The 24,253-nt window shown below is 66.7% G+C and carries 18 protein-coding genes; 11 read left to right on the top strand and 7 right to left on the bottom strand.

Annotated features, from left to right (window positions below; genetic code table 11):
- Positions 1-2: 2 nt before the first annotated feature.
- On the top strand, positions 3-1,898 hold the full coding sequence (locus tag AC3A6F_RS19715; protein ID WP_487683827.1) for an XrtA/PEP-CTERM system amidotransferase: 1,896 nt from the start codon (positions 3-5) through the stop codon (positions 1,896-1,898).
- A 39-nt stretch (positions 1,899-1,937) separates the two neighbouring features.
- On the opposite strand, the gene AC3A6F_RS19710 is transcribed toward AC3A6F_RS19715, so the two are convergent.
- From AC3A6F_RS19710 to AC3A6F_RS19700, 3 genes are read right to left on the bottom strand one after another with little or no spacing between them, the layout of a single operon-like run.
- Positions 1,938-2,840: a hypothetical protein gene (locus AC3A6F_RS19710; RefSeq protein WP_487683824.1), complete on the bottom strand. Its 903-nt coding sequence runs from the start codon at positions 2,838-2,840 to the stop codon at positions 1,938-1,940.
- A gap of 13 nt (positions 2,841-2,853) precedes the next feature.
- Positions 2,854-3,849 carry an NAD-dependent epimerase/dehydratase family protein gene (locus AC3A6F_RS19705; RefSeq protein WP_487683821.1) on the bottom strand — a complete coding sequence of 332 codons (996 nt, stop codon included), beginning with the start codon at positions 3,847-3,849 and terminating at the stop codon, positions 2,854-2,856.
- Positions 3,849-5,213, bottom strand: a complete 1,365-nt coding sequence (locus AC3A6F_RS19700; protein ID WP_487683818.1) for a UDP-glucose dehydrogenase family protein — start codon at positions 5,211-5,213, stop codon at positions 3,849-3,851. The genes AC3A6F_RS19705 and AC3A6F_RS19700 overlap by 1 nt, the downstream gene beginning before the upstream one ends.
- A gap of 351 nt (positions 5,214-5,564) precedes the next feature.
- Here AC3A6F_RS19700 and AC3A6F_RS19695 point away from each other — a divergent pair, with 351 nt between their 5' ends.
- Positions 5,565-6,914, top strand: a complete 1,350-nt coding sequence (locus AC3A6F_RS19695; protein WP_487683816.1) for a putative O-glycosylation ligase, exosortase A system-associated — start codon at positions 5,565-5,567, stop codon at positions 6,912-6,914.
- Here AC3A6F_RS19695 and AC3A6F_RS19690 read toward each other — a convergent pair.
- On the bottom strand, positions 6,911-8,158 hold the full coding sequence (locus AC3A6F_RS19690; RefSeq protein WP_487683813.1) for a pyridoxal-dependent decarboxylase, exosortase A system-associated: 1,248 nt from the start codon (positions 8,156-8,158) through the stop codon (positions 6,911-6,913). The two genes, AC3A6F_RS19695 and AC3A6F_RS19690, sit on opposite strands and share 4 nt — an antisense overlap.
- A 33-nt stretch (positions 8,159-8,191) precedes the next feature.
- Positions 8,192-9,763: an acyl-CoA ligase (AMP-forming), exosortase A system-associated gene (locus AC3A6F_RS19685; protein WP_487684181.1), complete on the bottom strand. Its 1,572-nt coding sequence runs from the start codon at positions 9,761-9,763 to the stop codon at positions 8,192-8,194.
- Positions 9,764-9,966: 203 nt separating this feature from the next.
- Here AC3A6F_RS19685 and AC3A6F_RS19680 point away from each other — a divergent pair, with 203 nt between their 5' ends.
- Both AC3A6F_RS19680 and AC3A6F_RS19675 read left to right on the top strand, forming a co-directional pair.
- A complete protein-coding gene (locus AC3A6F_RS19680) occupies positions 9,967-11,169 on the top strand; it encodes an aminotransferase class I/II-fold pyridoxal phosphate-dependent enzyme (RefSeq protein WP_487683810.1) in 1,203 nt (400 codons plus the stop codon).
- Positions 11,166-12,188, top strand: a complete 1,023-nt coding sequence (locus tag AC3A6F_RS19675) for a GNAT family N-acetyltransferase (protein WP_487683808.1) — start codon at positions 11,166-11,168, stop codon at positions 12,186-12,188. The genes AC3A6F_RS19680 and AC3A6F_RS19675 overlap by 4 nt, the downstream gene beginning before the upstream one ends.
- Before the next feature lie 2 nt (positions 12,189-12,190).
- Here the strand turns inward: AC3A6F_RS19675 and AC3A6F_RS19670 are convergent, their stop codons facing one another.
- The gene (locus AC3A6F_RS19670) at positions 12,191-13,234 is read right to left on the bottom strand and encodes a polysaccharide deacetylase family protein (protein WP_487683805.1); all 1,044 of its coding nucleotides are present in this window, start codon (positions 13,232-13,234) and stop codon (positions 12,191-12,193) included.
- A gap of 463 nt (positions 13,235-13,697) precedes the next feature.
- Between AC3A6F_RS19670 and AC3A6F_RS19665 the strand changes: the two genes are divergently transcribed.
- Entirely contained in the window at positions 13,698-16,022 is a 2,325-nt protein-coding gene (locus AC3A6F_RS19665) for a hypothetical protein (protein WP_487683802.1), read from the top strand.
- 82 nt (positions 16,023-16,104) lie between these two features.
- Here the strand turns inward: AC3A6F_RS19665 and AC3A6F_RS19660 are convergent, their stop codons facing one another.
- A complete protein-coding gene (locus AC3A6F_RS19660) occupies positions 16,105-17,094 on the bottom strand; it encodes a hypothetical protein (protein ID WP_487683799.1) in 990 nt (329 codons plus the stop codon).
- 224 nt (positions 17,095-17,318) lie between these two features.
- Here AC3A6F_RS19660 and AC3A6F_RS19655 point away from each other — a divergent pair, with 224 nt between their 5' ends.
- The 6 genes from AC3A6F_RS19655 (at position 17,319) to AC3A6F_RS19630 (ending at position 24,253) form a co-directional block, all read left to right on the top strand.
- Positions 17,319-18,290 carry a hypothetical protein gene (locus tag AC3A6F_RS19655; protein WP_487683796.1) on the top strand — a complete coding sequence of 324 codons (972 nt, stop codon included), beginning with the start codon at positions 17,319-17,321 and terminating at the stop codon, positions 18,288-18,290.
- Between the two features lie 28 nt (positions 18,291-18,318).
- Positions 18,319-20,451, top strand: coding sequence for an RIFT barrel domain-containing protein (locus AC3A6F_RS19650; RefSeq protein ID WP_487683793.1), 2,133 nt, complete (start codon positions 18,319-18,321; stop codon positions 20,449-20,451).
- Positions 20,452-20,747: 296 nt separating this feature from the next.
- A complete protein-coding gene (locus AC3A6F_RS19645) occupies positions 20,748-22,214 on the top strand; it encodes an oligosaccharide flippase family protein (RefSeq protein WP_487683790.1) in 1,467 nt (488 codons plus the stop codon).
- Between the two features lie 11 nt (positions 22,215-22,225).
- On the top strand, positions 22,226-22,489 hold the full coding sequence (locus AC3A6F_RS19640; protein ID WP_487683787.1) for an acyl carrier protein: 264 nt from the start codon (positions 22,226-22,228) through the stop codon (positions 22,487-22,489).
- A complete protein-coding gene (locus tag AC3A6F_RS19635; protein ID WP_487683784.1) occupies positions 22,486-23,349 on the top strand; it encodes a hydrolase 2, exosortase A system-associated in 864 nt (287 codons plus the stop codon). Before AC3A6F_RS19640 ends, AC3A6F_RS19635 begins: the two co-directional genes overlap by 4 nt.
- A 19-nt stretch (positions 23,350-23,368) precedes the next feature.
- Entirely contained in the window at positions 23,369-24,253 is an 885-nt protein-coding gene (locus AC3A6F_RS19630; RefSeq protein ID WP_487683782.1) for a hydrolase 1, exosortase A system-associated, read from the top strand.

Below are 24,253 nucleotides of genomic sequence, written 5' to 3'. Positions count from 1 at the left end.
GCATGTGCGGAATCGTCGGCATTTTTGATACCCAGGGAACACGCGAGATCGACCGCGGGGCGCTGGGCCGCATGAACGAGAGCCAGCACCACCGCGGCCCGGACGAAGGCGAGCTGTATCTGGAAACGGCGCTCGGCATGGGCCACCGCCGGCTATCGGTGATCGACCTGGCCAGCGGCCAGCAGCCGATCCGCAACGCCGCGGGCGACGTGGTGATGGTGTTCAACGGCGAGATCTATAACTACCGCGAACTGCGCGACGAGCTGGTCGCGCTCGGTTTCGCCTTCCGCACGAAGTCGGACACCGAGGTGCTGCTGCACGCCTACCAGGCCTGGGGCCAGGACTGCCTGCAGCGCCTGCGCGGCATGTTCGCCTTCGCCATCTGGGACCGGAAAAAGCAGACGCTGTTCCTGGCGCGCGACCACCTGGGCGTCAAGCCGATGTTCTACGCGCTGCTGCCGAACGGCCTGTTCGTGTTCGGCTCCGAGCTGAAATCGATCATGACCCACCCCGAACTGTCGCGCAAGCTCAACCCGCGCGCGGTCGAGGATTACTTTGCCTTCGGCTACGTGCCGGAACCGCACACCATCTTCCACGGCGCCTTCAAATTGGCGCCGGGCCACCGCATTACCCTGAAAGCGGGCGACACCGGGGTGAAACCCGAGCAGTACTGGGACATCCCGTTCCAGCGCGCTCCGCAGCGTCCGATGCAGGAAATCGAGCAGGAACTGACGGCGCGCCTGCAGGAATGCGTGCAGAGCCAGATGGTGGCCGACGTGCCGCTGGGCGCCTTCCTGTCGGGCGGCGTCGATTCGAGCGCGGTGGTGGCGATGATGGCGCAGCAGAATCCCGATTCGGTCGTCACCTGCTCGATCGGCTTCGACGACCCCGAGTACGACGAATCGAAGTACGCCAACGAAGTCGCCACGCGCTACCGCACCACCCACCACGCCCAGATCGTGGACAAGGACGACTACGGCCTGATCGACACCCTGGGCCGCCTGTACGACGAACCCTTCGCCGACAGTTCGGCGATCCCGACCTACCGCGTATGCCAGCTGGCGCGCAAGCACGTCACGGTGTCGCTGTCGGGCGACGGCGGCGACGAGAGCTTCGCCGGCTACCGCCGCTACCGCTTCGCGATGGCCGAGCAGCGCGTGCGCGACAAGGTGCCCGCCGGCCTGCGCAAACCCGTGTTCGGCACGCTGGGCCGGCTGTATCCGAAGGCCGACTGGGCGCCGCGCATGTTCCGCGCCAAGACCACCTTCGAGGCGCTGGCGCGCGACACGGTCGAGGGCTACTTCCATGGCGTGTCGAAGATGCCGGACCGGATCCGCGCCCAGCTGTTCTCGGATGCGTTCAAGCGCGAGCTGCAGGGCTACGAGGCGATCCAGGTGTTCCACGAGCACGCGGCGAAGTCGCCGACCGACGATCCGCTGTCGCTGATCCAGTACCTCGACTTCAAGACCTGGCTGCCGGGCGACATCCTGACCAAGGTCGACCGCGCCAGCATGGCGCACTCGCTCGAGGTGCGGGTGCCGCTCCTGGACCATACCTTCGTCGAATGGGCCTCGATCCTGCCGCCCGACATCAAGCTGGGCGGCGGCGAAGGCAAGTACATCTTCAAGAAGTCGCTCGAGCCCTTCCTCTCGCACGACGTGCTGTACCGCGCCAAGAAGGGATTCTCTATTCCGCTCGCGGCCTGGCTGCGCGGCCCGCTGCGCGACAAGCTGCGCGCGGCGGCGCTGTCCCCGCTGCTGCTCGACACCGGCATGTTCAACGAGCGCTTCCTGCGCGAGATGGTCGAACAGCACATCGCCGGCAGCAAGGACTACAGCACCCCGCTGTGGTCGGTGCTGATGTTCGAGACCTTCCTGCGGGTCAGCGCCGACGCCTGACAAGAAAACGGGGGCTGTCGAAGCCCCCGGTCGGTCCGCTCAGGTCTGCGCCCGGCCCGGGCGCAAGGTCCGCGTGATCCGGCCCAGATACCATTTGGCGATCGAGAGATAGTGCTTGCGGGTCTGGCGCAACCAGGCCCGGGGCGGCTTGATCGGATGCCAGAGCAAGTCCTTCTCGGGTCCGGCGCGCAGGCGGATGTTCATGGTCCCGAAGCTGCCGCGTTTTTCGAAACCATCGTTGGCCACGCCCTGGTAGCGCTTGTCGCGGTCCTCCTCGGCCACGAATTCGCCGGCGCCGCCGAAGTCGACCACGCTCATTCCAGCATGCTTGAGGATGGTGGCCCAGGCGTTCTCGCTGTGCGCGTTCCAGCCCTCGAGGTAGTAGCGGTCGATCAGGTCGAGCGCGGCCCCGCTGATGCGATAGAAGGTCAGGAAGACCAGCCAGCTGCTGGCCGGGGTGATGTCCGTGCCCGGTGCGCGCAGCATCGAGGAATAGGTCCAGCCGTCGAAGCCGCGCGCCAGGTGGGCTGCCAGCAAGTCTCCCTCTCGATCGGCGAGCCCGGCGAACAGCGTGTGGATGTCGCCCGAATACTCGACGTCGTCCTCGACCACCCAGTACTGCCCGTACTGCGGCTGCCCGCGCCGGAACAGCAGCGGCGGCAGGTCGCAGTTGCCGGGAATGAGCCTGAATGGACGCGCCGCGCCCTTGGCCGGATAGCCGAGGGTGTCCATCGCGTCCGGTCCGTAGATGTGGTGCTCGATCTCGATTCCGTCCAGCACCACGCGGCGCACCTCGGTCCGTGCAGAGGGCGCGTACGAGATCGCGGCGAACCGGCAGTGCGGTCCCAGCTTCAGGAAGGCCTTCCGAAAGCGCAGCAGGCGCTTCTTCACCGCAGCCGGGTCGGTGGTCTGGAACAACAGGATTTGCGGCTGGTCGTTCATGCGCATTCCCGCCTTACTTGCGTCCAGGCGCCCAGTCACGGTACCAGGCCCAGAAGTTCGCAAGGCCGGTAGCGAGCGGGGTAACGGGCGCAAAGTCTACCCACGCCTTGAGCTTGTCGATCGAGGCATGCGTGGCCGGTACGTCGCCCGGCTGCATCGGCAGGAACTCCTTGCGCGCTTCGATGCCCGTCACGTCTTCCAGCGTCTGGATGAAGTCCAGCACCCGCACAGGGTTGTGGTTGCCGATATTGAACACGGTGTGCGCCGCGCGCGTTTCCGTAGCCGGCGTCGGCTTGAACAGCAGCCGCACCACGCCTTCGACGATGTCGTCGATATAGGTGAAGTCGCGCGTGAGCAGGCCTTCGGCGAACACCGGAATCGTGGCGCCACGCGCCATTTTCTCAGCGAAGCTGAAATAAGCCATGTCGGGACGGCCCCAGGGTCCGTAGACCGTGAAGAAGCGCAGGCCGGTGGCCGGCAGCTTGAACAGGTGGCTGTACGAATGCGCCATCAGCTCGTTCGACTTCTTGGTGGCGGCGTACAGCGAGACCGGAGCATCGACCTGGTCGTCCTCGCTGAACGGCACCTTGGCGTTGGCCCCGTAGACGCTGCTGCTGCTGGCGTACAGCAGGTGTTCGATCTTGCCGTGGCGGCAGGCTTCGAGGATGTTGCCGAAGGCAACCAGGTTCGACTGCACATAGGCGGCCGGGTTCTCGAGCGAGTAGCGCACCCCGGCCTGGGCCGCCAGGTGCACCACCAGCGTTGGCCGCTCGCGTTCGAACAGCGCCGCGACCTGGGCCGCATCGGCCAGCTCCACGGTGTGGCAGGGCACGCCAGCGGGCGCCAGCAGGGCCGCCACGCGGTCGTGTTTCAGGCGCGGATCGTAATAGTCGTTGAAATTATCGCAACCGACCACCTGATGGCCCATGGCCGCCAGGCGCGCCGCCACGAAGCTGCCGACGAAGCCGCCGGCGCCCGTGACCAGGATGCGGTGGCTGCCCCCGATCATCAGGCGGCCTTCCGGCTGACGCGGCCGATACCTTCGTAGGCCAGGCCAGCCTCGGCGACTTCCGCCGGGTCATAGATGTTGCGGCCGTCGAAGATGGCCTTGCCGCGCAGGGTCTGGGCCAGGTGGCGGAAGTCCGGTGCGCGGAATTCCTTCCATTCGGTCACCAGCACCAGCACGTCGGCATTATCGACCGCGGCGGTGGCCGAGCTGGCGATGGTCAGCATCTCCTCGACGCGGGCGGCGCCGTGGTCGCGTTCCAGCACGCGCAGCGCTTCGCTGCTGGCCACCGGATCGTAGGCGCGCACGCGGCAGCCGGCGGCGAACAGTTCCTTCAGCAGGATCAGGCTCGGCGCCTCGCGCATGTCATCGGTGTTCGGCTTGAACGACAGGCCCCACAGGGCGATCGTCTTGCCGTTCAGGTTTTCAACGCCGCCGTAGAAGCGCGACAGCTTCTTGAACAACACATTCTTCTGGTTGTCGTTGACGCGCTCGGTCGCTTCCAGGATGTGCAGGGTCTGCTCGTGGTCGGCGCCGGTCTTGACCAGGGCTTTCACGTCCTTCGGGAAGCAGGAGCCGCCATAGCCCATGCCGGCATACAGGAACTGCGAGCCGATGCGCGGGTCCAGGCCCATGCCGTGGCGCACCGCCTCGATGTCGGCGCCGAGCACTTCGGCCAGGTTGGCCAGCTCGTTCATGAAGCTGATGCGGGTGGCCAGCATGGCGTTGGCCGCGTACTTGGTCAGTTCGGCGCTGCGCACGTCCATCTCGACCAGCTTTTCATGGTTGCGGCTGAACGGCGCGTACAGCTGGCGCATCAGGCGCGTGGCGCCCGTGTCGTCGCTGCCGACCACGATGCGGTCGGGACGCATGAAGTCGTCGATCGCGGCGCCCTCTTTCAGGAATTCGGGATTGCTGACCACCGAGAACGCGACCTTGCTGCCGCGCTTGTCGAGTTCGCCCTGGATCGCGGCGCGCACCTTGTCGGCGGTGCCGACCGGGACGGTCGACTTGTCGACCACCACCACCGGTTGCTCGATGCGCTGGCCGATCGAACGCGCGGCCGCCAGGATATGGGTCAGGTCGGCGCTACCATCCTCGTCGGGCGGGGTGCCGACCGCCAGGAACACGCATTCGGCGTGGGCCATGGCTTCGTCGTAGCTGGTCGAGAACAGCAGGCGGCCGGCGGCCGCGTTGCGTTCGACCATGGTGTCCAGGCCCGGCTCATGGATAGGAATGACGCCGTTCTTGAGCATCGCGATTTTTTCGTCGTTGACGTCAAGGCAAAGGACGGTGTTGCCGACATCGGCAAAACATGCACCCGAAACCAGGCCGACATAACCGGTGCCAATGATAGTGATCTTCATAATTTATCTTGGAAAAGGAATAACTGAACGAAAAAGACTGAGTACAACATCAGCGTAGGAAGCAGCTGTGTTTCCCCTAGGTGAGTGCAAATCCGTAGGACAGTTGCCACAAGTAACAATGCCAGCTGGAACTGAATTTATAGTACCATGGTTGTCAAAAATTTATGCGTCCGCCGTCAATCGTGCTGCCGTTTGGAAAAATTTTTCGCATAATAGAGTTATTGCTTTTATTGCATAAACGCCGATGTCCGGGGCCGATGCCGTACTCTCCATCCATGATCACGTCCGCCCCGACCACCTCCTACTCCGGCGCCCTGCTGCATGGCGCCACTCTCGCGAGCCTGCCGAACCGTGCGTGACCTGATACTGCTGTTCGCCTTCGTGGCGATCATTCCCTTCATCTTCAAGCGCCCGGTGGTGGGCGCGCTTGCCTATGCCCTGGTGAGCCTGATGAATCCCCACCGCATGGCCTATGGCTTCGCCCAGAATTTCCCATTTGCCATGCTGCTGTGTGTCATCACACTGGCTGCGGTCGTAATGTCGAGGGAGCCCAAGAAGCTGCCGATGTCGCCCGGGGTGCTGATGCTGCTGATATTCTTTTCATGGACCACGATCACGACAATCTTTGCCCAGATGCCAGCAGCAGCATGGAGCGACTGGGACCGGATCAGCAAGATCATACTGATGATCTTTGTCACCATCATGACGGTGCGCACCCGCAAGGACGTCCAGCTGCTGGCAGTGGTGGTGGCGCTGTCGCTGGGTTTCTGGGGGATCAAGAGCGGATTGTTCGTGATCTTCAGCGGCGGCGGCGAGGGCGTGCTCGGGCCCAAGGCGAGCTTCATCAGCGACAACAATACCCTGGCCCTGGCGCTGGTGACGGTCACGCCGCTGCTGGTCTACCTGCTCACGCAGACCCACACGAAATGGACCCGGCGCGCAGTGCTGGGCATGGCAGCCCTGACTGCGCTGGGGGCGATCGGCTCCTATTCGCGCGGCGCCCTGCTGGGCGCCTTCATGATGGGCTTCTTCCTGTGGCTCAAGTCCACCCACAAGCTCAAGACCGGCCTCGCCTTCCTGCTGCTCGTGCCGGTCGTCGTGCTGTCGATGCCGGAAGAATGGATGGGAAGGATGCATACCATCCAGACCTACAGCGAGGACGCATCGGCCATGGGCCGCATCAATTCCTGGCAGTTCGCGGTCAACATCGCCAACGAATTCGTGCTGGGAGGCGGACCGAACGTCTTCTCGCCCTATATGTTCATGCTGTACGCGCCGGATCCGGAGCGCTATTACGACGCCCACAGCATCTACTTCCAGATCATCGGCGAGCAGGGCTATATCGGGCTGGCAATCTTCCTGACCATGTTCGCCGTCGCCTGGCGAACCGGTTCACGCGTGATCCGCTTCTGCCGCGGCAAGGACGACCTGGCGTGGGCGCTGACGCTGGCGCGCATGTGCCACGTCAGCATCATCGGCTACCTCACCGCGGGCGCCTTCCTCACCCTGGCCTACTATGACCTGATCTACTATGTGATGGCGATCCTGATCACGCTCGAGAAAGTGCTGATCCGCCTGCCGCAGAAGGACGACATCCCGCCGATGCGCATCCCGTTCCTGCAGGACCGCATCGACCGCTGGCTGGGCAAGACCCCTGCGACGAAGGCGCCGGCCGGCGCACCGGCATCGGCGCTGTACTAGACCAGCACTTCCAGCGCCGGCGGATGGCCCAGGAATTGCGCCGGGCTGGCGCTGGCGCCATAGGCGCCGGACTGGAACACCACCACCAGGTCGCCGACTTGGGCGTGGGCCAGCGGCATGCGGTCGGCCAGGATGTCGAGCGGGGTGCACAGCGGGCCGGTGGCCGAGGCCGGGCCGCTGTCCGGCGCGTCGCCCGCGGCGTTCATGCGGTTGCCGACCGCCACCGGATAATTCTTGCGGATCACCTGGCCCAGGTTCCCTGAGGCGGCCAGGTGATGATGCATGCCGCCGTCCAGCACCAGGAATACCTCGCCGCGCGAGACCTTGCGGTCGATCACGCGCGCCACATACACGCCGGCCTCGCCCACCAGGTAGCGTCCCAGTTCCAGCGCCAGCCGCGCCTGCGGCAGCGCTGCGGCCAGGCGCGGCAGCCATGCGGCCAGGTGCTCGCCCATCGGCGCCGGATCGAGGCGCGCCTCGCCCGGGAAATACGGGATGCCGAGGCCGCCGCCGATGTTCAGCTGGCGCACGGCCAGCGGGCTGTCGCCGGCCAGCCGCATGGCCAGTTCGATGCTGCGCGACTGCGCCTCGACGATGGCGTCCAGGCGCAGGCTCTGCGAACCGCTGAAGATATGGAAGCCCTGGAAATCCAGGCCCAGGGCGGCCACCTGACGCAGCACCGCGCTCGCCAGTTCCTCGTCGATGCCGAAGGGCTTGGCGCCGCCGCCCATCTTCATCCCTGACGATTTCAGTTCGAAGGCGGGGTTGATGCGCAGCGCCACGCGCGGCGTGACGCCGAGCGCTTCGCCGATGCGCGCGGCGCGCGCCAGCTCATGTTCGGACTCGATGTTCAGGCACACGCCGGCGGCGATCGCCTGGCGCAGTTCGGCATCCGTCTTCGCCGGGCCGGCGAAGCTGATGTGGCCCGGGTCCTTGCCGGTATCGAGCGCGGTCTTCAACTCTCCGCTGGAGGCGACGTCGAGGCCGTCGACCAGGCCCGCCATGTGCTGCACCAGGGCCGGCATCGGATTGGCCTTGATCGAATAGTGCAGCGCCACCTGCGGCGGCAGGATCGCGCGCAGGCCCGCGACCTTGGCGCTGCAGACGGCGCGGTCGAGCGCGAAGAACGGCGTGCGACCGACGCGCTCGGCCAGCCGGGTGAGCGGGATGTCGCCGACTTGCAGGACGTCGTCGACGGTCGGAAAATGGATCTGGGGAGCGTGCTGGGGCTTGGTGCCGGTCATGGGAATGGTCTGGAATGCGGTAAGGCCCGGCCTTTACTGGCCCTGGCCGGGCTGGAAGGTCGTGCGCAGCAGGTTGCGGTCGATCTTGCCGTTCGGGTTGCGCGGCAGCGCCGCGTCGCGCACGACGATGTGGGCGGGGATCATATAGGCCGGCAGGCGGCGGCGGCACTCGGCCAGCAAGGCGGCGCGATCGACCGCGTCCAGGTCGGCTACCGCCACCGCCACGATCGCCTGGCCGAGCGTCTCGTCGGCGATGCCGAACACCGCCACCTCGCTCACCAGGCCGCTGGCATGCAGCACGCTCTCGACCTCGGTCGGGCTGATGCGGTAGCCGGACACCTTGATCATCTCGTCGCTGCGGCCGATGAAGTACAGGTAGCCGTCGGCGTCGCGCCGCACGGTGTCGCCCGACCACACGGCCAGCTCGGGCAGCGGCAGGGCCGGATCCTGGCCCGGAGCCGGGCGGAAGCGCTGGGCGGTGCGCGCCGGGTCGTTCCAGTAGCCCAGCGCCACCAGGGCGCCGCGGTGCACCAGTTCGCCCGGCTCGTCGGCCTCGCACAGGCTGCCGTCGGGCCGCACCACCAGCACCTCGGCGTTCGGGATCGCGCGTCCGATCGAATCGGGGCGGCGCGCCAGCTCGGCCGGCGGCAGATAGGTCGAACGGAAGGCTTCGGTGAGGCCATACATCAGGTACACCTCGGCGCGCGGCAGCGCCGCCCGCAGCGCCTCGACCGTCACCACCGGCATGGCGCCGCCGGAATTGGTGATGAAGCGCAGCGTGCAGTCGGCCGGCCACTCCAGGCGCGACAGGGCGATCCACAGCGGCGGCACCGCGGCCAGGCCGGTGATGCGCTCGGCGCGCACGGCGGCCACGATATCCTTCGGGAACAGGTAATTCATGAGCACCACAGAGGCGCCGCGCAGGAAAGCGGTGGTCAGCTGGCTCAGGCCATAGTCAAAACTCAGCGGCAGCACCGCCAGCAGGCGGTCGGAGGCAGCCACGCCCAGGTAGCCGGCCACGCTGGCGGCGCCGGCCACCATATTCCGGTGCGACAGCACCACGCCCTTGGGGGCGCCGGTGCTGCCCGAGGTGTACAGGATGGCCGCCATATCGGTGTCGATGCGGCGGTGCGGGGCGGACGATGCCGCCGTCCCGAGCTGCGACCAGTGCAGCAGCGCCAGGCCCGAAGGGGACGGCGCCGGCTGGGCGCCGTCGGTCAGCAGCAGCGCGCGCAGGTCGGGGCAGCCGGCCAGGCTGGCGGCCAATTGCGCCTGGCGTTCGGGCGTCGTCACCAGCAGGCGCACATTGCAGTCGGCCAGGATGTAGGCCACCTGCTCGGGTTTCAACAGCGGATTGACCGGCACGAACACGCAGCCGGCGGCGGCCGCGCCGAACATGGCCACCACGTTCTCGATGCGCTTTTCCATGTACACGGCGACCCGCTCGCCCGGCTGCAGTCCCTGGGCCAGGAACAGGGCGGCCGCCGCTTCTACCTGGCCGGCCAGTTCGCGGTAGGTGCAGCGCGCCGCGCCATAGGCCAGGGCCTCGGCCTCGGGAGTGCGCGCCGCGCTGTCGAAGATGCTGTCGTGGATCAGGTGGTTCATCGCATAGTGGGTCTGGTGGCCGCATGGCGCGGCGCGTTCTTCACGCATCTGCAATCTTACCAGTTCGGGCCGCGCAACAAGACGATTGCATGCTTTTTCGACATCGCTCCGCGAGCGCGCGCAGTGCCGCCGGTGCGCGGAAACGGCGAGGCCGCATGTTATATTTAAATCATGCCGAGAATAAACACACCAGCAGCGCCAGCATGACAGACACCCGCACCATTCCCTCCGTTCCCGTCCTCTCGCTCGGCACCTTCGCCGGCCGTGGCGCCACCCTGCCGGCGCTGGACGACGCGCCTGCGGTGCAAGCCGTCACGAGCGGCCGGATCGCGATCGGGATGGCGCTGCGCGCGCTTGGCGTCGGTCCTGGCGACCGGGTGCTGGTGCCGGCCTACCACAGTCCCTCGATGATCCCGCCGGTGCACTGGCGCGGGGCCGAGGCCGTGTTCTACCGCGTCCATCCCGACACCACGGCCGACCTCGATGACGTGGCGCGTAAGCTGGGCCCTGGCGTGAAGGCCGTCATGGCCACCCATTTCTTCGGCTTCCCGCAAGACTTGCGCGCCCTGCGCGCGCTGTGCGACGCCAACGGCGCCGGCCTGATCGAGGATTGCGCCCACTGCTACTTCGGCGAGCGCGATGGCGTCGCGGTCGGCAGCAGCGGCGACTATGCGATCGGCAGCAGCATGAAATTCTTCCCGATCTTCGAAGGCGGCTGCCTGGTCTCGCACCGCCATCGGCTACCGGACGCCCTGGCTGGCGCCGGCGCCGGCTTCGAGGCCAAGGCCGCGCTGGCCGCGCTCGAGAACAGCTTCGGCCACGGCCGCCTGCCCGCGCTGCGCGCCGCCATGGCGCTGCCGCTGCGGCTCAAGACGTTCTTGTGGCAGCGGGTCAAGGCGCGCAATGGCAGCAGAAATGGCGCGGGCGGCGCGGCGTCGGCGCTGGCCCCGTCGTCCTCCGACAGCAGCTTTGCCTTCGATCCGCACTGGCTCGACCGGCGCTCGTCCTGGTTCTCGCGCGCCGTGTTGCAACGCGCCGGCCGCGCGCGCCTCGTCGAGGGCCGGCGCCGTCACTACCTGGAACTGGAACGCGCGCTGGCCGGCGCGCCGGGCTGGCGGCCGCTGTTCCCCGCCCTGCCCGACGGCGCCTGCCCCTGGGTGTTCCCGCTGCTGGCCAACCGTCCGGAGGCCCTGTTCGCGTGCCTGCGCGCCGCCGGGGTGCCGATGGTGCGCTTCGGCAGCAGCCTGTGGCCGGGGGTCGACGACGCCGTCTGCGCCAACAGCATGGAGTTGGGCCGGCGCCTGTTCGGCCTGCCCGTGCACCAGGAACTGCGGGATGCAGAACGCAGCCGGCTGGCGGCCGCCGTGCGCCGTGCGCTGGAAGACAGCGCGGGAGCGCCGGCATGAGCTGGACCGTGGTCCCGGCGGCCGAGCTGATGGCCCGTCCCGACCTGCTGGAACGCTGGCGCCGCCTGCAGCACGACGCCGGCGGCTCGCCGCTGCTGGCGCCGGAATTCGTCACGCCCCTGCTGGCCGTATTCGGCACCGGACGGGAGCGGCTGGCCTGGCATGAACAGGATGGATCGACCGACGTCATGGCGGTCCTGGCGCCGTCGCGCCCCGGCGCCTGGGACACCTTCCAGCCGGCGCAGGCCCCGGTCGGCCTGTGGCTGCAGCGCGATGCGCGCCCGCGCCCGGAGCTGTTGCCCGGGCTGCTGCGTGCCCTCCCCGGCCCGGCCCTGATGCTGGGCCTGACCCAATGCGACCCGATGCTGATGGAACGTCCCGCCGCTGGCGCGGGCCTACGCACCCTCGACTACATCGAGACCGCCCGCGTCACCCTGCCGGCCAGCTTCGACGACTACTGGAATACGCGCGGCAAGAACCTGCGCGGCAACCTGCGCAAGCAGCGCAAGCGCCTGAAGGACGACGGCGTGCCGACCCGGCTTGAGGCCTGCCGCGCTGTGCACGAGATGGCGGCCGCAGTGGAGGACTACGGCCGCCTGGAAAGCGCGGGCTGGAAGGCGAAGGACGGCACCGCCGTCAGCGCCGGCAACGAGCAGGGCCGCTTCTACCGCGCCATGCTGGAAGCCTTCGCCGCCCTGGACGCGGCCTGCGTCTACCGCTACTACATCGGCGAACGGCTGGCGGCGATGGACTTGTGCGTGGAGGGCGGCGGCTGCATCGTCGTGCTCAAGACGGCCTATGACGAAGGCATCGGCAACGGCCTGTCGCCGGCGCTCCTGATGCGCGAGGAAGCCACGCGCGACATCGTCGAAGCGCGCCGCTTCGAGCGCATCGAATTCTATGGAAGGGTGATGGAGTGGCACCTGCGCTGGACCGGCGAGGTGCGCACCATGTACCACCTGAACGCCTACCGCTGGCCCTGGCTGGGCCGGCTGCACGCGCGCGCCGCCGGGCGCTGATTTCAGCGCACCGCTTCGAGCGCCAGCGGCGCGACCCCGGCCTGGGGCGCCAGCGCCGCCCCGACCTGCGACAGGGCCAGGAACTGGCCGCCGATCTCGTCGCGGAACCAGGCGCAATAATCGTGGATCGTGGAGACCAGGCGTTCACGGTCGGCCGCATCGCGCACATATGGCGTGTGGCCTGGCACCAGCGAGGGACTGTGGTAGGTCAGCGAGAACACTTCGCAGCCATCGGCGCGCAGCGCGCGCGTCAGGCGCCGCATCTCGGCGCCGCTGGCGACTTCAGGGCTGAGGCGGATGCGCTCGAGCGCGCGGGTACGCGCCAGCATGCCGCCCATGCGCAGCGTGCGTCCCGCCAGGCTGCGCGTGAGGTCGAACAGCTGTGGTCCCATGCCGCGCAGCCAGCCGGCATAGCCGGTGGTCACGGGCAGCTCAAGCAGGCGCCGTCCGCCGGCCTCGAACCAGTAGGGATGCTCGTCAAAGGCGCGAAAATCCGGAGCGCCATCGTCTTCGAAGCGGGTATGCGGCACCACGCTGGCATCGATCTCATAGCCCAGCGCGGCTACCGCCTCGGCGCTGTGCGGCCCCAGGCCGTAACGGCCCGACTTGAAGGCGGTCGGCGCGCGCCCGAAGGCGTCGCCGATGGCGTTGGTGAGCATGCGCAGCTTGGCCAGTTCCAGCTCGCGCGGCAGGTTGCCGGCATAGGAATTGAAGCGCGTGACCTGCTCTTCATAGGGAGGCGATACCCAAGGGTGGAGCTGGGTACCGATATCGCAGCGTCCTTCCTGCATCAGCCGGCGCAGGGTGGCGACGGCCTGCGGGGCGGTGGCCACCGGCCAGTCGACCATATACGCCGGCACGATGCCGAAACGGTCGAACACCCGCTCGTGCATCAGGGGCTGGGCTGCGACCGAGGCGGTGTCGACGTTGGCGCGGTCGAACGGCCGGTCCCAGGCGAATTCTTCCTCGGTGTCGACAATCACGATCAGGACCGGCGCCCGGCCCGGCGCCAGTCGCGCCTTTACATGATTTGTTGTGCTTAGCATTGCATCATTTCCGCGAAGCCCGGGTACGTTACATTGGCGCAGCACGACGGCCGGCACTATGTGCTTGGTTACAAGTGCCGGCGATGTCACCGGTCCGTGTTGTCATCCTATCACATTGGAAGATTATTCAATGTCAACTTCGCAAGAATGCATAATTCCCTGATATTAAAATTCAGTAAATACGATAATTTCCCTGTGCTGGTTTGAGTGCTTTTGTGCTCAGTCGCTTAGAAAAGCGGTTCAAAAGTATATAAAAACCAAGATTATTGTAGCTTTCTCACCTTTTTTCCTGAAAATCTCTTGACTTTGTTGTCGAATATTATTTCAAACCCTGCACTTCCGTTGTTTTTGCGCAGGAAATCGGCAAAATCTGTTCAAAATTGGCCCATGGAAAAGTTTATCGGGGTAAAGTTCAGTTCCACACGGAAATTAATTTCCATAGCGAACTATTACCCCTACTTACATGACCATCGATCAGATCCCGAGCCGCGTGGTACGTGGCAATGTCAATGCCGCCCAGCCGATCCGTCTGCCGCTGCGCACCGCCCTCGCCGCCATCCTGAGCGCAGCCCTGCTGAGCGCCTGCGGCGGCGGCGGCGGCGATGACGTCACGGCCGATACCGTGTCGTACGCCGACTCGAATACCTCGCTGGCCAAGACCACCACCGGGTTCAAGCCGACGCCGACCACGCCGACCGTGCTCACCCCGGTGACGTCGAACAATCCTGCAACGATCGTCGTCGGCGCCACCATCACCGACTTCGAGATCCAGAACCTGGGCGCGGCCCGGACCAACGTGCCCTTCACCTTCGGCCAGATGGTCGCGGCCGGCCAGATGGGCGCGAACGAGGGCCTCGCGGCGCGCCTGTCGAACGGCACCGTAATGCGCCTGCAGACCGACGTCAAGGCAACCCACGCTGACGGTTCGGTGCGCCACATGGTTGTCTCCGGCGTCCTCCCGACCCTGGCCGCCGGCCAGATCGAGAAGATCGAGCTGGTCAAGTCGACCGCGCAGGAGAAAAGCGCACTGACCGTGCAAGACCTGGTCGCCAGCGGGCTGACCAGCGAGGTGGTGGTCAAGCAGGACGGCCTGCAGTACACCGCATCGCTGAAGGATGCGGTGGTTGCCCCGAAAGCCGTGAACTGGCTGTCCGGCCCCGTCGTCAACGAATGGATCATCACCGCGCCGCTCAAGACCGCCAACGGCGTCGTGCACCCGCGCGTCGGCGTCAGCTTCGCCGTGCGCTGGTATCCGACCCTCGACAAGCAGGCCCGGGTCGACGTGATCTTCGAGAACACGATGACGTTCAAGGCTTCGCACAATATGGTCTACGACGTGAACGTCGACGTCGGCGGCCGTTCGATCTTCTCGCGCCCCGCGATGTCGCATCTGCACCATACGCGCTGGCACCAGAGCGGCTGGTGGAATGGCGCCAGCGCACCGGACATCCATGTGCGCCCGAACACCGCATACCTGATCGCGTCCAAGGCCGTGTCGAACTACAACCAGGCCAGCAAGCCGGGCGAAGCCACGCTCGCCTATATGGGCAAGCAGATCACCCCCGACAACACCGGTCCGATGAAGATCGGTCCCCTGGCCGCCGCCATGGGCGGAACCGGTGGCCGTCCGGACATCGGTCCGCTGCCGATGTGGAGCGTGTCCTATCTGCTGTCGCTCGATATGCGCGCACGCAATGCCATGATGTCGGTCGCCGACGGCTCGGGCACCTGGTCGATCCACATGCGCGACGAAAAGACCGGCTATCCGCTGCGCGTCGACAACGACGCCTACAAGAACACGTCGACCCACATGAACCTGGCGAACAAGGGTCCGCTGCCGGTGCCGCGTTGCGTCAATAACGACAAGGTCCTGTGCGGTTCGAAATACACCCACGATACGGCCCACCAGCCGTCGATGGCCTACCTGCCTTACCTGCTGACCGGCGACTACTATTACCTGGAAGAGCTGCAGTTCTGGGCCGCCAGCAATCCGCTGGAAACCGACCCGTCCAATTCCGGCTACGGCCAGGGCCTGGTGCGCTGGCAGCAGATTCGGGGCCAAGCCTGGTCGCTGCGCACGCTGGGCCATGCCGCCTACATCACGCCGGATGCGCATCCGCTCAAGGGTTATTTCGTCAAGCAGCTCGACAACAACCTGAACTTCTACCACGCGACCTATGTGGCGGGTAACCCGAACCAGCTGGGCGTGTACGACGGCTCGGGCACCGGCTCGTTCAAGGTGGTGGCCTCGGCGCCGTGGCAGGACGACTTCCTGACCTGGAGTTTCGGCTACCTGGCCGAGCTGGGCTTCGACAAGGCGTTGCCGATTCTGCAATGGAAGGCGAAATACGCGGTCGGCCGCATGACGACGCCAGGCTACTGCTGGATCCAGGCTTCGGCCTACCACCTGGAATTCCGCCCCAGCGCCAAGGAACCGATCTTCAGCGACCTGGCCACGATGCACGCGTCTAACTTTGGCGGCGACAAGATCCTGAACGAGAGCCGGCAGCTGAGCCATCCGAAAGGCCTGAAGTATATCGACCAGCCATGCGCCAGCCAGGCCCAGAGCGACTGGCTCCGCGCCGCCACCAGCGGTCACTGGTCGCCAGGCCGGATGTCGGGCTTCTCGGATTCGAACATGGGCTATCCGTCCAATATGCAGCCGGCGCTGGCGGTGGCGACGACTTCGGGGATCGCCAATGCGGCCCAGGCCTGGACCGTGTACAGCGGCCGCGCCGACAAGCCGGATTACAGCAAGGGCGCCCAGTGGGACATCATCCCGCGCTGATACGGTAGCCGCGATATCGGCCGGCTTGCCCCGCAAGCCGGCTTCCGAAGGCGCTGCCACCCCCCGGGTGGCAGCGCCTTCGTCATGTGGGACCGCCCGTGCGCCAGGCGCTGGCCCGGCAGCGCAGGCTGCGCCAGCCCAGCCGGGCCAGGGCGACCGGCATCGGCGCGCGCCGCGCCGGGATGGTCTCGAACAGCAGGGTCGCCCAGGTCTGCGTGCAGCGCTCCGCGCGCACTTCGGCAGAACGCAGGCGCGCATTCTCGACCATGGCGCCATACAGGGCCGTATCCGCCGCCAGGCGCGCGATGGCGGCCGCGGCTTCGGCGGGCGAGGCCGCTTCGATGTAGTCGAGCGGAGAACGGCGCAGTTCCCGGTAGGCCTGCTCCGGGCCGAGGATCGCGGGCACCCCGGCCAGCCAGGCGTTGATCAATTTGCTGGCCGGTTTTTTCACATGCAGGTGCGACAGGTCCCTGCGCATGGCCACGACCAGATCGATGTCGCTGTAGTCGTTCCAGCTGGTCTGGTAGTTGGCGGCGTTGCCGCCCCACGCTACCGCGTCGCAGCGCCATTCGATTCCCTGGCGCGCCAGCGCGTCCGCCCACTCGGGCGCGGCCAGTTCCGGCGCCATCTCGCCGACCGTTCCCTTGAACGCGACGGTGCGCACCTCGTTGCCGCGCGCGGCATTCCTCGGCGCCAGGCCCGGTTGCGGCCAGTGCTGGATGTGAAACACCGTGTCCGCATCGGCGCCGGCGGCGTTCTGCACGATTTCCCAGTCGGCATAAGGTTGCCGCGGCCGGTCCGCACGGGCCGCCACGACGGTCAGGGGAGCACGCCAGCGGCGCCGGCGCAGCAGCTCCGCCACGTGATCGGCATGGGCGACCACCAGACCGGCCTCGGGGACCGAGTCGGACAGGGAGACCGGATATCCGGCCTGTTTCAGGCGCAGGTAGGTCTGTCCTATCCAGACATGCACGCCAGTATTGAACAAGCGCCAGTCCCGGTCAGGGTCGGCATCGCGAAACAGGCTGACCTGCTGCCGATCGGGGATATAAAACACGACTTGTCGACTCACCTGTTCTCCAGCCTGGATAACTTGATCATGAAATTTTCGTATATGTATTGCAATGAATTATGCCTATTGACAAACATGCAGCAAGGAACGCGTGCGCAGGTGGTTTCATCATATAATGACTGCGCTTCATTGCAAGGATAGCAAGAGTAACACGCCAGCTCAGCCAAATTTCAATCCGGCGCCGCGCGTCGTGCGCCCGATTGCCGATACAGGAGTCAATAAGGATGTCTTTAATCACCAGGATCTTTCAGCGCCTGCGCCGCGATTATTTCCGCGCGAGGCACCAGAAAGTGATCCGGCATATCTTGTCGACCCGTCCTGTAGAGCGCGGCAACCTGCCGTTCGTGCTGCTGTCGATGGTCCATGCCCGCGACGTCCAGGCCTACCTCGTCGCCGTCAAGTCCTTCGTGCATTTCCTGAATCCGGAACGGATCGTGGTCGTATGCGACCCGTCCATCACCGAACAGGACCAGGCCGTGCTGCGCCAGCACGTGCCGCATATCGAATTGCGTCCGGCCGATGAGTTCACCCATCCCGACATTCCGCGCGGCGGCACCTGGGAACGGTTGTATGCGATCGCCGGCCTGGTGCGGGACAACTACGTGATCCAGCTCGATGCCGACACCCTGACCGTGCAGCCGATCCCGGAAGTGCTGGAAGCGGTGCGCAACGGCGCCGGCTTCGTGCTGGGCGAAATCCCCGATACGCCGATCCGCCTGCTGCCGGCGGTGCGCGAGCGCGCGCTGGCCTGGCTCAAGCCGGGTGCGCACATCCAGACCATCACCGAAAGCGAAATGGTCAATGTCGGACTGCCGCCGGACGCGCTGTATGTCCGCGGCTGCTCCGGCTTCACCGGCTTCCCGCCTTCGCAGACCATGCGCGACACGATGACCGATTTCTCGCGCCGCATGACGGCCAGGCTCGGCGACGACTGGAAACGCTGGGGCACCGAGCAGGTGACCTCGAACTACCTGGTGGCGAATGCCAGCGGCACCCGTTCGCTGCCCTTTCCCAAGTATGGCACGCCCGATTGCGCAACCACCGAAACGGCGTTCTACCACTTCATCGGCTCGATGCGCTTCATCAACGGCCAGTACGAGACGACCTCGCGCGAAGCGATCCGCATGATCGAGTCGGCGTCCGCCGCCGGCACCGCGCTCGGCCAGCCGGCAGCCAACCCGGTACGTCCCTGCTAGCAGGAGGTCCGGCGCCATGCGTTTTTCCATGCCTGTCCGCCTCGCAGCGGCGATCCTGGCCGTCCTGATCGCACCAGCCGGCATGGCGGCGCCGGGCGGCGCGATCGTCGGGTTCCGTGTCCAGAACCTCGGCGCGCAGCAGTCGGGCGTGCCGTTCACGTTCGGCCAGGTGTTCGCTCCCGGCGACGTCGGCAGGAAAGCGTCGCTGGCGGCGCGACGGGATGATGGCGAGCTGCTGCCATTGCAGGTCGACGTCAAGGCCACGCACGCCGACGGTTCGGTGCGCCACGCCATCCTGTCCGGTGTCCTGCCGCGGCTGGACGCGCGCGCCAACGCCACCCTCGACCTGGTGAAGGCCGACGCCCCCGTAGCGCCGCCCGCCTCCGAGCCCACCCTGGCGCGCCTGCTTGCCAAGGGGCTGGACGCCGGCGTCGAGATTACCGTGGACGGCGTCACCTACCGCGCCGTGCTGAAGGATGCCATGGCCGGGGCAGGGAGCCCATGGCTGGATGGCGCCATCGCCAGGGAGTGGCGCGGCGCGGCGCCTTTCACGACGAGTGCCGGCGCGCGCCACCCGCTGCTCGACGCGCGCTTCGCCGTGCGCTGGTATCCGGGCCTCGAAAAACAGGCGCGGATCGAAGTGGTGGTCGAGAACACCAAAACCTTCCAGCCGGGCGCGCGCAATCTGCACTACGATGTCGAGGTCAAGGTAGCAGGGCGCACGGTATATACAAGGAAGGACCTGCGCCACTACCACCACGCACGCTGGCGCCATCTGGCCTGGTGGGACGAGGAGCGCGCGCCTTCGCTGCACATCCGTCCCGACAGCGCCTACCTGATCGCCAGCAGGGCCGTGCCCAACTACGACCAGGGAATCAAGCCGAGCGAACGCTCGCTGGCCTTCCTGGCCAAGACGCTCCCGGACGAAAAGACCGGTCCGATGAAAATCGGGGCGGTCAATCCGCACATGCCGGCGACCGGCGGACGCAACGATATCGGACCGTTGCCGGGCTGGGCGGTGCAATACCTGCTGTCGACCGACATGCGGGCGCGCAATACCATGATTGCGGCCGCCGAAGGTTCGGGAAGCTGGTCGATCCACCTGCGCGACGAGCGGACCGGATATCCTTTGCGCACCGACACCCCGGCCAATCGCCGCGTATCGACCCATATGAACCTGGGGAACAGGGGACCGTTGCCGGTCCCGCGCTGCGCCGGCAAGGGCCTGTGCGACACGCCCTACAACCACGATACGGCGCACCAGCCTTCCCTCTCCTACCTGCCATACCTGCTGACCGGCGACTACTATTATCTGGAAGAATTGCAGTTCTGGGCCGCCGCCAATCCGCTAGAAACCGATCCCGGCAATTCCGGCGAGGGGCAAGGCCTGGTGGGCTGGCAGCAGGTGCGTGGCCAGGCCTGGTCATTGCGCACGCTGGGCCATGCGGCCTACATCACACCGGATGCGCATCCGCTCAAGGGCTACTTCGTCAAGCAGCTCGACAACAACCTGGCCTACTACGATAACGCCTACGTCAAGGGTAATCCGAACCGCCTGGGCGTCTACGACGGCTCTGGCGCCAACGCGTTCAAGGTCAAGGCGTCGGCGCCGTGGCAGGACGACTTCCTCACCTGGAGCTTCGGCCATCTCGCCGAACTCGGGTTCGAGCGGGCGCTGCCGATCCTGCGCTGGAAGGCGAAATACGTGGTCGGGCGCATGACCGCACCCGGCTTCTGCTGGATCCAGGCGTCGGCCTACCACCTCGAGTTCCGTCCCGGCCCCGGGAAGCCGCTGTTCGGCGACCTGGCCGCGATGTATCAGTTTAATTTCGGCGGTGACAACATCCTGAACGAAAGCAGGAGGCTGAAGCATCCGCAAGGCCTCAAGTACATCGACCAGCCCTGCGCGAGCCGCGAACAGAGCGACTGGCTGCGCGCCGCCAGCAAGAACCACTGGGCGCCGGGACGGATGTCGGGATTCGCGGATTCGCCGCTGGGCTATCCAGCCAATATGCAGCCCGCGCTCGCGGTGGCGGCGACGTCCGGCATCCCGCATGCGCAAGAAGCATGGGAACGTTTCGAGAAACGCGCCGACAAGCCGGATTACACCAAGATGCCGGGCTGGGCGATAATTCCGCGCACAGCCTCGCCGGAGCGCTGAAGCGATCGTGTCCGGGACCTTGCGCTGCGCTTTCTGGCACGAAAGTGTATCGTGCGCATCTGTCGGATGAGCCGCCCCATATAATATTGTGCGTTACAGCAATCGTCCTATGCGCTGCCGGTATCGGGCAGCCATGGCGCTGATTGGGATTGCCCATCGAGAAAGAGATTCGCAAGCATGTCGTCACCAGATAATACGATCCAGTTCCGCCGCGACCGGCGCCTGCCCAAGCCCTGCACAGGGCAAGAGGCATGCTCCGGACGCCTGGACGCCGGCGTCGTGACGGTCCAATCCTGATGGCCGCCGCAAACCTCCGCCGCGCGCTGTTCATCACCTTTTGCTCCTCGACCGGAGCAACGGTACTCAAATTCATCGTCAGCGTCCTGCTCGCACGCATTCTCAGTCCAAGCGAGATCGGCGTGTTTTCGATGACCGTGGTGTTCGTGAATTTCGCGCACGTGTTCCGCGATTTCGGCGTCAGCCAGTACATCCAGCGCGAAAAGGACCTGACGCCCGAGAAGCTGCGATCGGCGGGCGGCGTGCTGTTTTCCTCATCGTGGCTGATTGCCCTGGCGCTGTACCTGGCCAGCGGTCCGATCGGCGCCACGTTCGACGAGCCGCAGATGGTCCCCGTCATGCAAGTGCTGGCCCTCGGTTTCGTGTTCATTCCTTTCGGTTCGATCACGAACGCCATGCTCTCGCGTAGCTTCCAGGCCGAGAAGCAGGCCTACGTGAACGCAGCCGGTACGCTGAGCTATTGCGCCAGCTGCCTGGTGCTTGCCAAGATGGGATTCGGCAGCCTGAGCCTGGCATGGGCGAACCTGATCAATATTCTGGTGTGCGTGCTGGCGCTTGCGCCACTTCGCCGACGCGACATGCCATGGCTGCCGTCGTTCTCCCACTGGCGCGGCGTCGTCAATTTCGGCGCCGGTTCGCTCATCTCGAGCACCGCCGTGGCAATCAACAACGCCATTCCCGACATCCTGCTCGGCAAGCTCGGCTCCGCAAGCCAGGTCGGCTTGCTCAGCCGCGCCAACTCGACGGTCCAGATCTTCATCCACATCGCCGGCTCCACCATGACCTATGGGGCGATTCCCTACATGGCGCAGATCTTCCATCGCGGCGATTCGCTGGCGCCCGTGCTGACGCGCGCGACCGTCCTGCTGACCGGCGTCGGCTGGACTGCCCTCGGCCTGACCGCCGTGCTCGGTCACGACATCGTGCAGGCCCTGTACGGTCCCACCTGGCTCGAGGCAGTGCCCGCCATCCTGCCGCTGACGCTGGCGGCGGCTTCGGTGATGACGTTCCAGTATGTCAGCTTCGCGCTGACCGCGATCGGCCGGCCTTACATGAGCGCGGTATTCACGCTGGCCGTCCTGGCTGCGCGCGTGGGATTCGGCGTGTGGATGTACGATGGCTCGCTGGTGCGCTTTGCCTGGGCGATGTGCCTGGCGACGATCCTGACCATGCCGTTGCGGGCCTACATGCAGCGCCGCTTTTTCGACCTCGGCATCTTCCGCCTGCTGCGGGCCCTGGTGCCGAGCGCCGTGGTGGCGCTGGGCACCTGCGCCACCGCCATGCTGCTGGTGCTGGTCCTGCCCTCTTCGCTGGCGTCGCTGCTGCGGCTGCTCGCGATGGCGCCGGTCCTGGCCATCGCCTGGTATCTGCTGCTGCGCCTGACCCGCCACGAACTGTTGGGCGAGGTGCACCGCCTGGCGGCCCCGATCAAGACCCGGCTGGCGCTGCTGCGCCCCAACCCGTGAATGGAATTCGCATGAACTTCAACCAAACCACCATCGACCAGATCAAGACCCTCCTCACCGACGTGCTCAGCCTGGGCGACGCCGGCCGCCGGCTGACCGCCGACTCGCCCCTGCTGGGCGCGCTGCCGGAACTCGATTCGATGGCGGTGATCAGCCTGATCGCCGCCCTGGAAGAACAGTTCGACATCGCGATCGACGACGACGACATCAGCGCCAGCACCTTCTCCACCCTGGGCAGCCTGGCCGCTTTCGTGGACGACAAGCGCGGCGCATGAAGGCCGCCGCCTGCGCGCCGGCCGAACCCTTCTTCCTGAAGGCGGACGGCGGGCAGCGCTTCTGCCTGTATCACCCGCCGGCCGGCCCGGCGCGCGGGGCGCTGCTGTACGTGCATCCCTTCGCCGAAGAACTGAACCGCGCGCGCCGCATGGCGGCGCTGCAGGCGCGCGCCTTCGCCGCGGCCGGCCACGCCGTGCTGCAGATCGACCTGGCCGGCTGCGGCGACAGCAGCGGCGACTTCGGCGACGCGCGCTGGGATGTGTGGCAGGCCGACCTGGCGCTGGCCGCCGCTTGGCTGCAAGAGAGAACCGACGCGCCGCTGCGGCTATGGGGCCTGCGCCTGGGCGCCCTGCTGGCGCTGGACTACGCGCGTGCGGCCACGCATCCGGTGGCCGGCATGATGCTGTGGCAGCCGGTGCTCAAGGGCTCCACCTACCTGACGCAGTTCCTGCGCCTGCGCCTGGCCGGCGCGCTGCTGGCCGATGGCGACGCCGGCCCGGGCGTTAACACGTCGGCGCTGCGCACGGCGCTGCAGAATGGCGAGACGCTCGAGATCGCAGGCTACGACCTCGACCCGCGCCTGGCGGCCGCGCTCGACGCGCTCGATCCGCTCGATGCCTTCCGGCCGGCCTGCCCGGTCGACTGGATCGAGGCGGTGGCGCAGCCGGGAGCGAATCGCGTTCCAAGCGCGGCGCCAGGCGCCGCGCGCGCCGCCGCCGCCTGGCAGGCGGCCGGGATCGACCTGCGCCTGCACCCGGTCCACAGCGCGCCGTTCTGGACCACCACCGAGATCACCGAGAGCACGGCCTGGCTGGACGCCGGCACGGCCGCCCTGGAGGCGCGACTGCATGGTCATTGAAGACGTGGAGACAAGGCAGATGGAAGCCGCTACCGGTCCGGACCCGCAGCTGGAAGAACGCGCGCTCGCCTTCGACTGCGGCGGCGAGCGGCTGTACGGCATCCTGAGCCTGCCGGGCAATGCCGCGCCGGGCGCGCGCGGCGTGCTGGTGGTCGTCGGCGGCCCGCAATACCGGGCCGGCAGCCACCGCCAGTTCACCCTGCTGGCGCGCGACCTGGCGCGCGATGGCGTGCCGGTGCTGCGCTTCGACTACCGCGGCATGGGCGACAGCGAAGGCGCCATCCGTCCGTTCGACGACGTCGAGGACGACCTGCGCGCCGCACTCGACGCCTTCATGGCGGCGGTGCCCGGTCTGCGCGAAGTGGTGCTGTGGGGCTTGTGCGACGCCGCCTCGGCGATCGGCATGTATGCGGCGCGCGACCCGCGCGTGGCTGGCCTGGTGCTGCTCAATCCCTGGGTGCGCACCGAGGACGGCCTGGCGCGCGCCACCCTGCGCCATTACTACCGCGCGCGCCTGCGCGACCCGGCGTTCTGGAAACAGCTGCTGCGTGGAGGGCTCGACTGGCGGCGCTCGCTGGCTTCGTTGATGGCGCTGCTGCGCAAGGCCAGGGGCACGCCCTCTCCTGCTGGTGCTGATACCGCCGCTACCACGGCCTCGCTGCCGGAACGGATGCGCGCCGGCCTGCAGGAATTTCGCGGACAGGTGCTGCTGGTGATCTCCGGCGCCGACCTGACCGCGCGCGAATTCTGCGACCTGGCCGATGCCGACCGCGCCTGGAAAGGCGTGCTGGCCCCGCCGCGCGTGACGCGGCGCCAGATCGACGACGCCGACCACACCTTCTCGCGCCGCGCCTGGCGCGACCAGGTCGCATGCTGGACCGCGGAGTGGTTGCGGTCCTGGTAA

Source organism: Massilia sp. Soil_C_3, from assembly GCF_057657035.1.
Note: the sequence above shows the minus strand (reverse complement) of the source record. Positions and strands in the feature narration are given on the sequence as shown.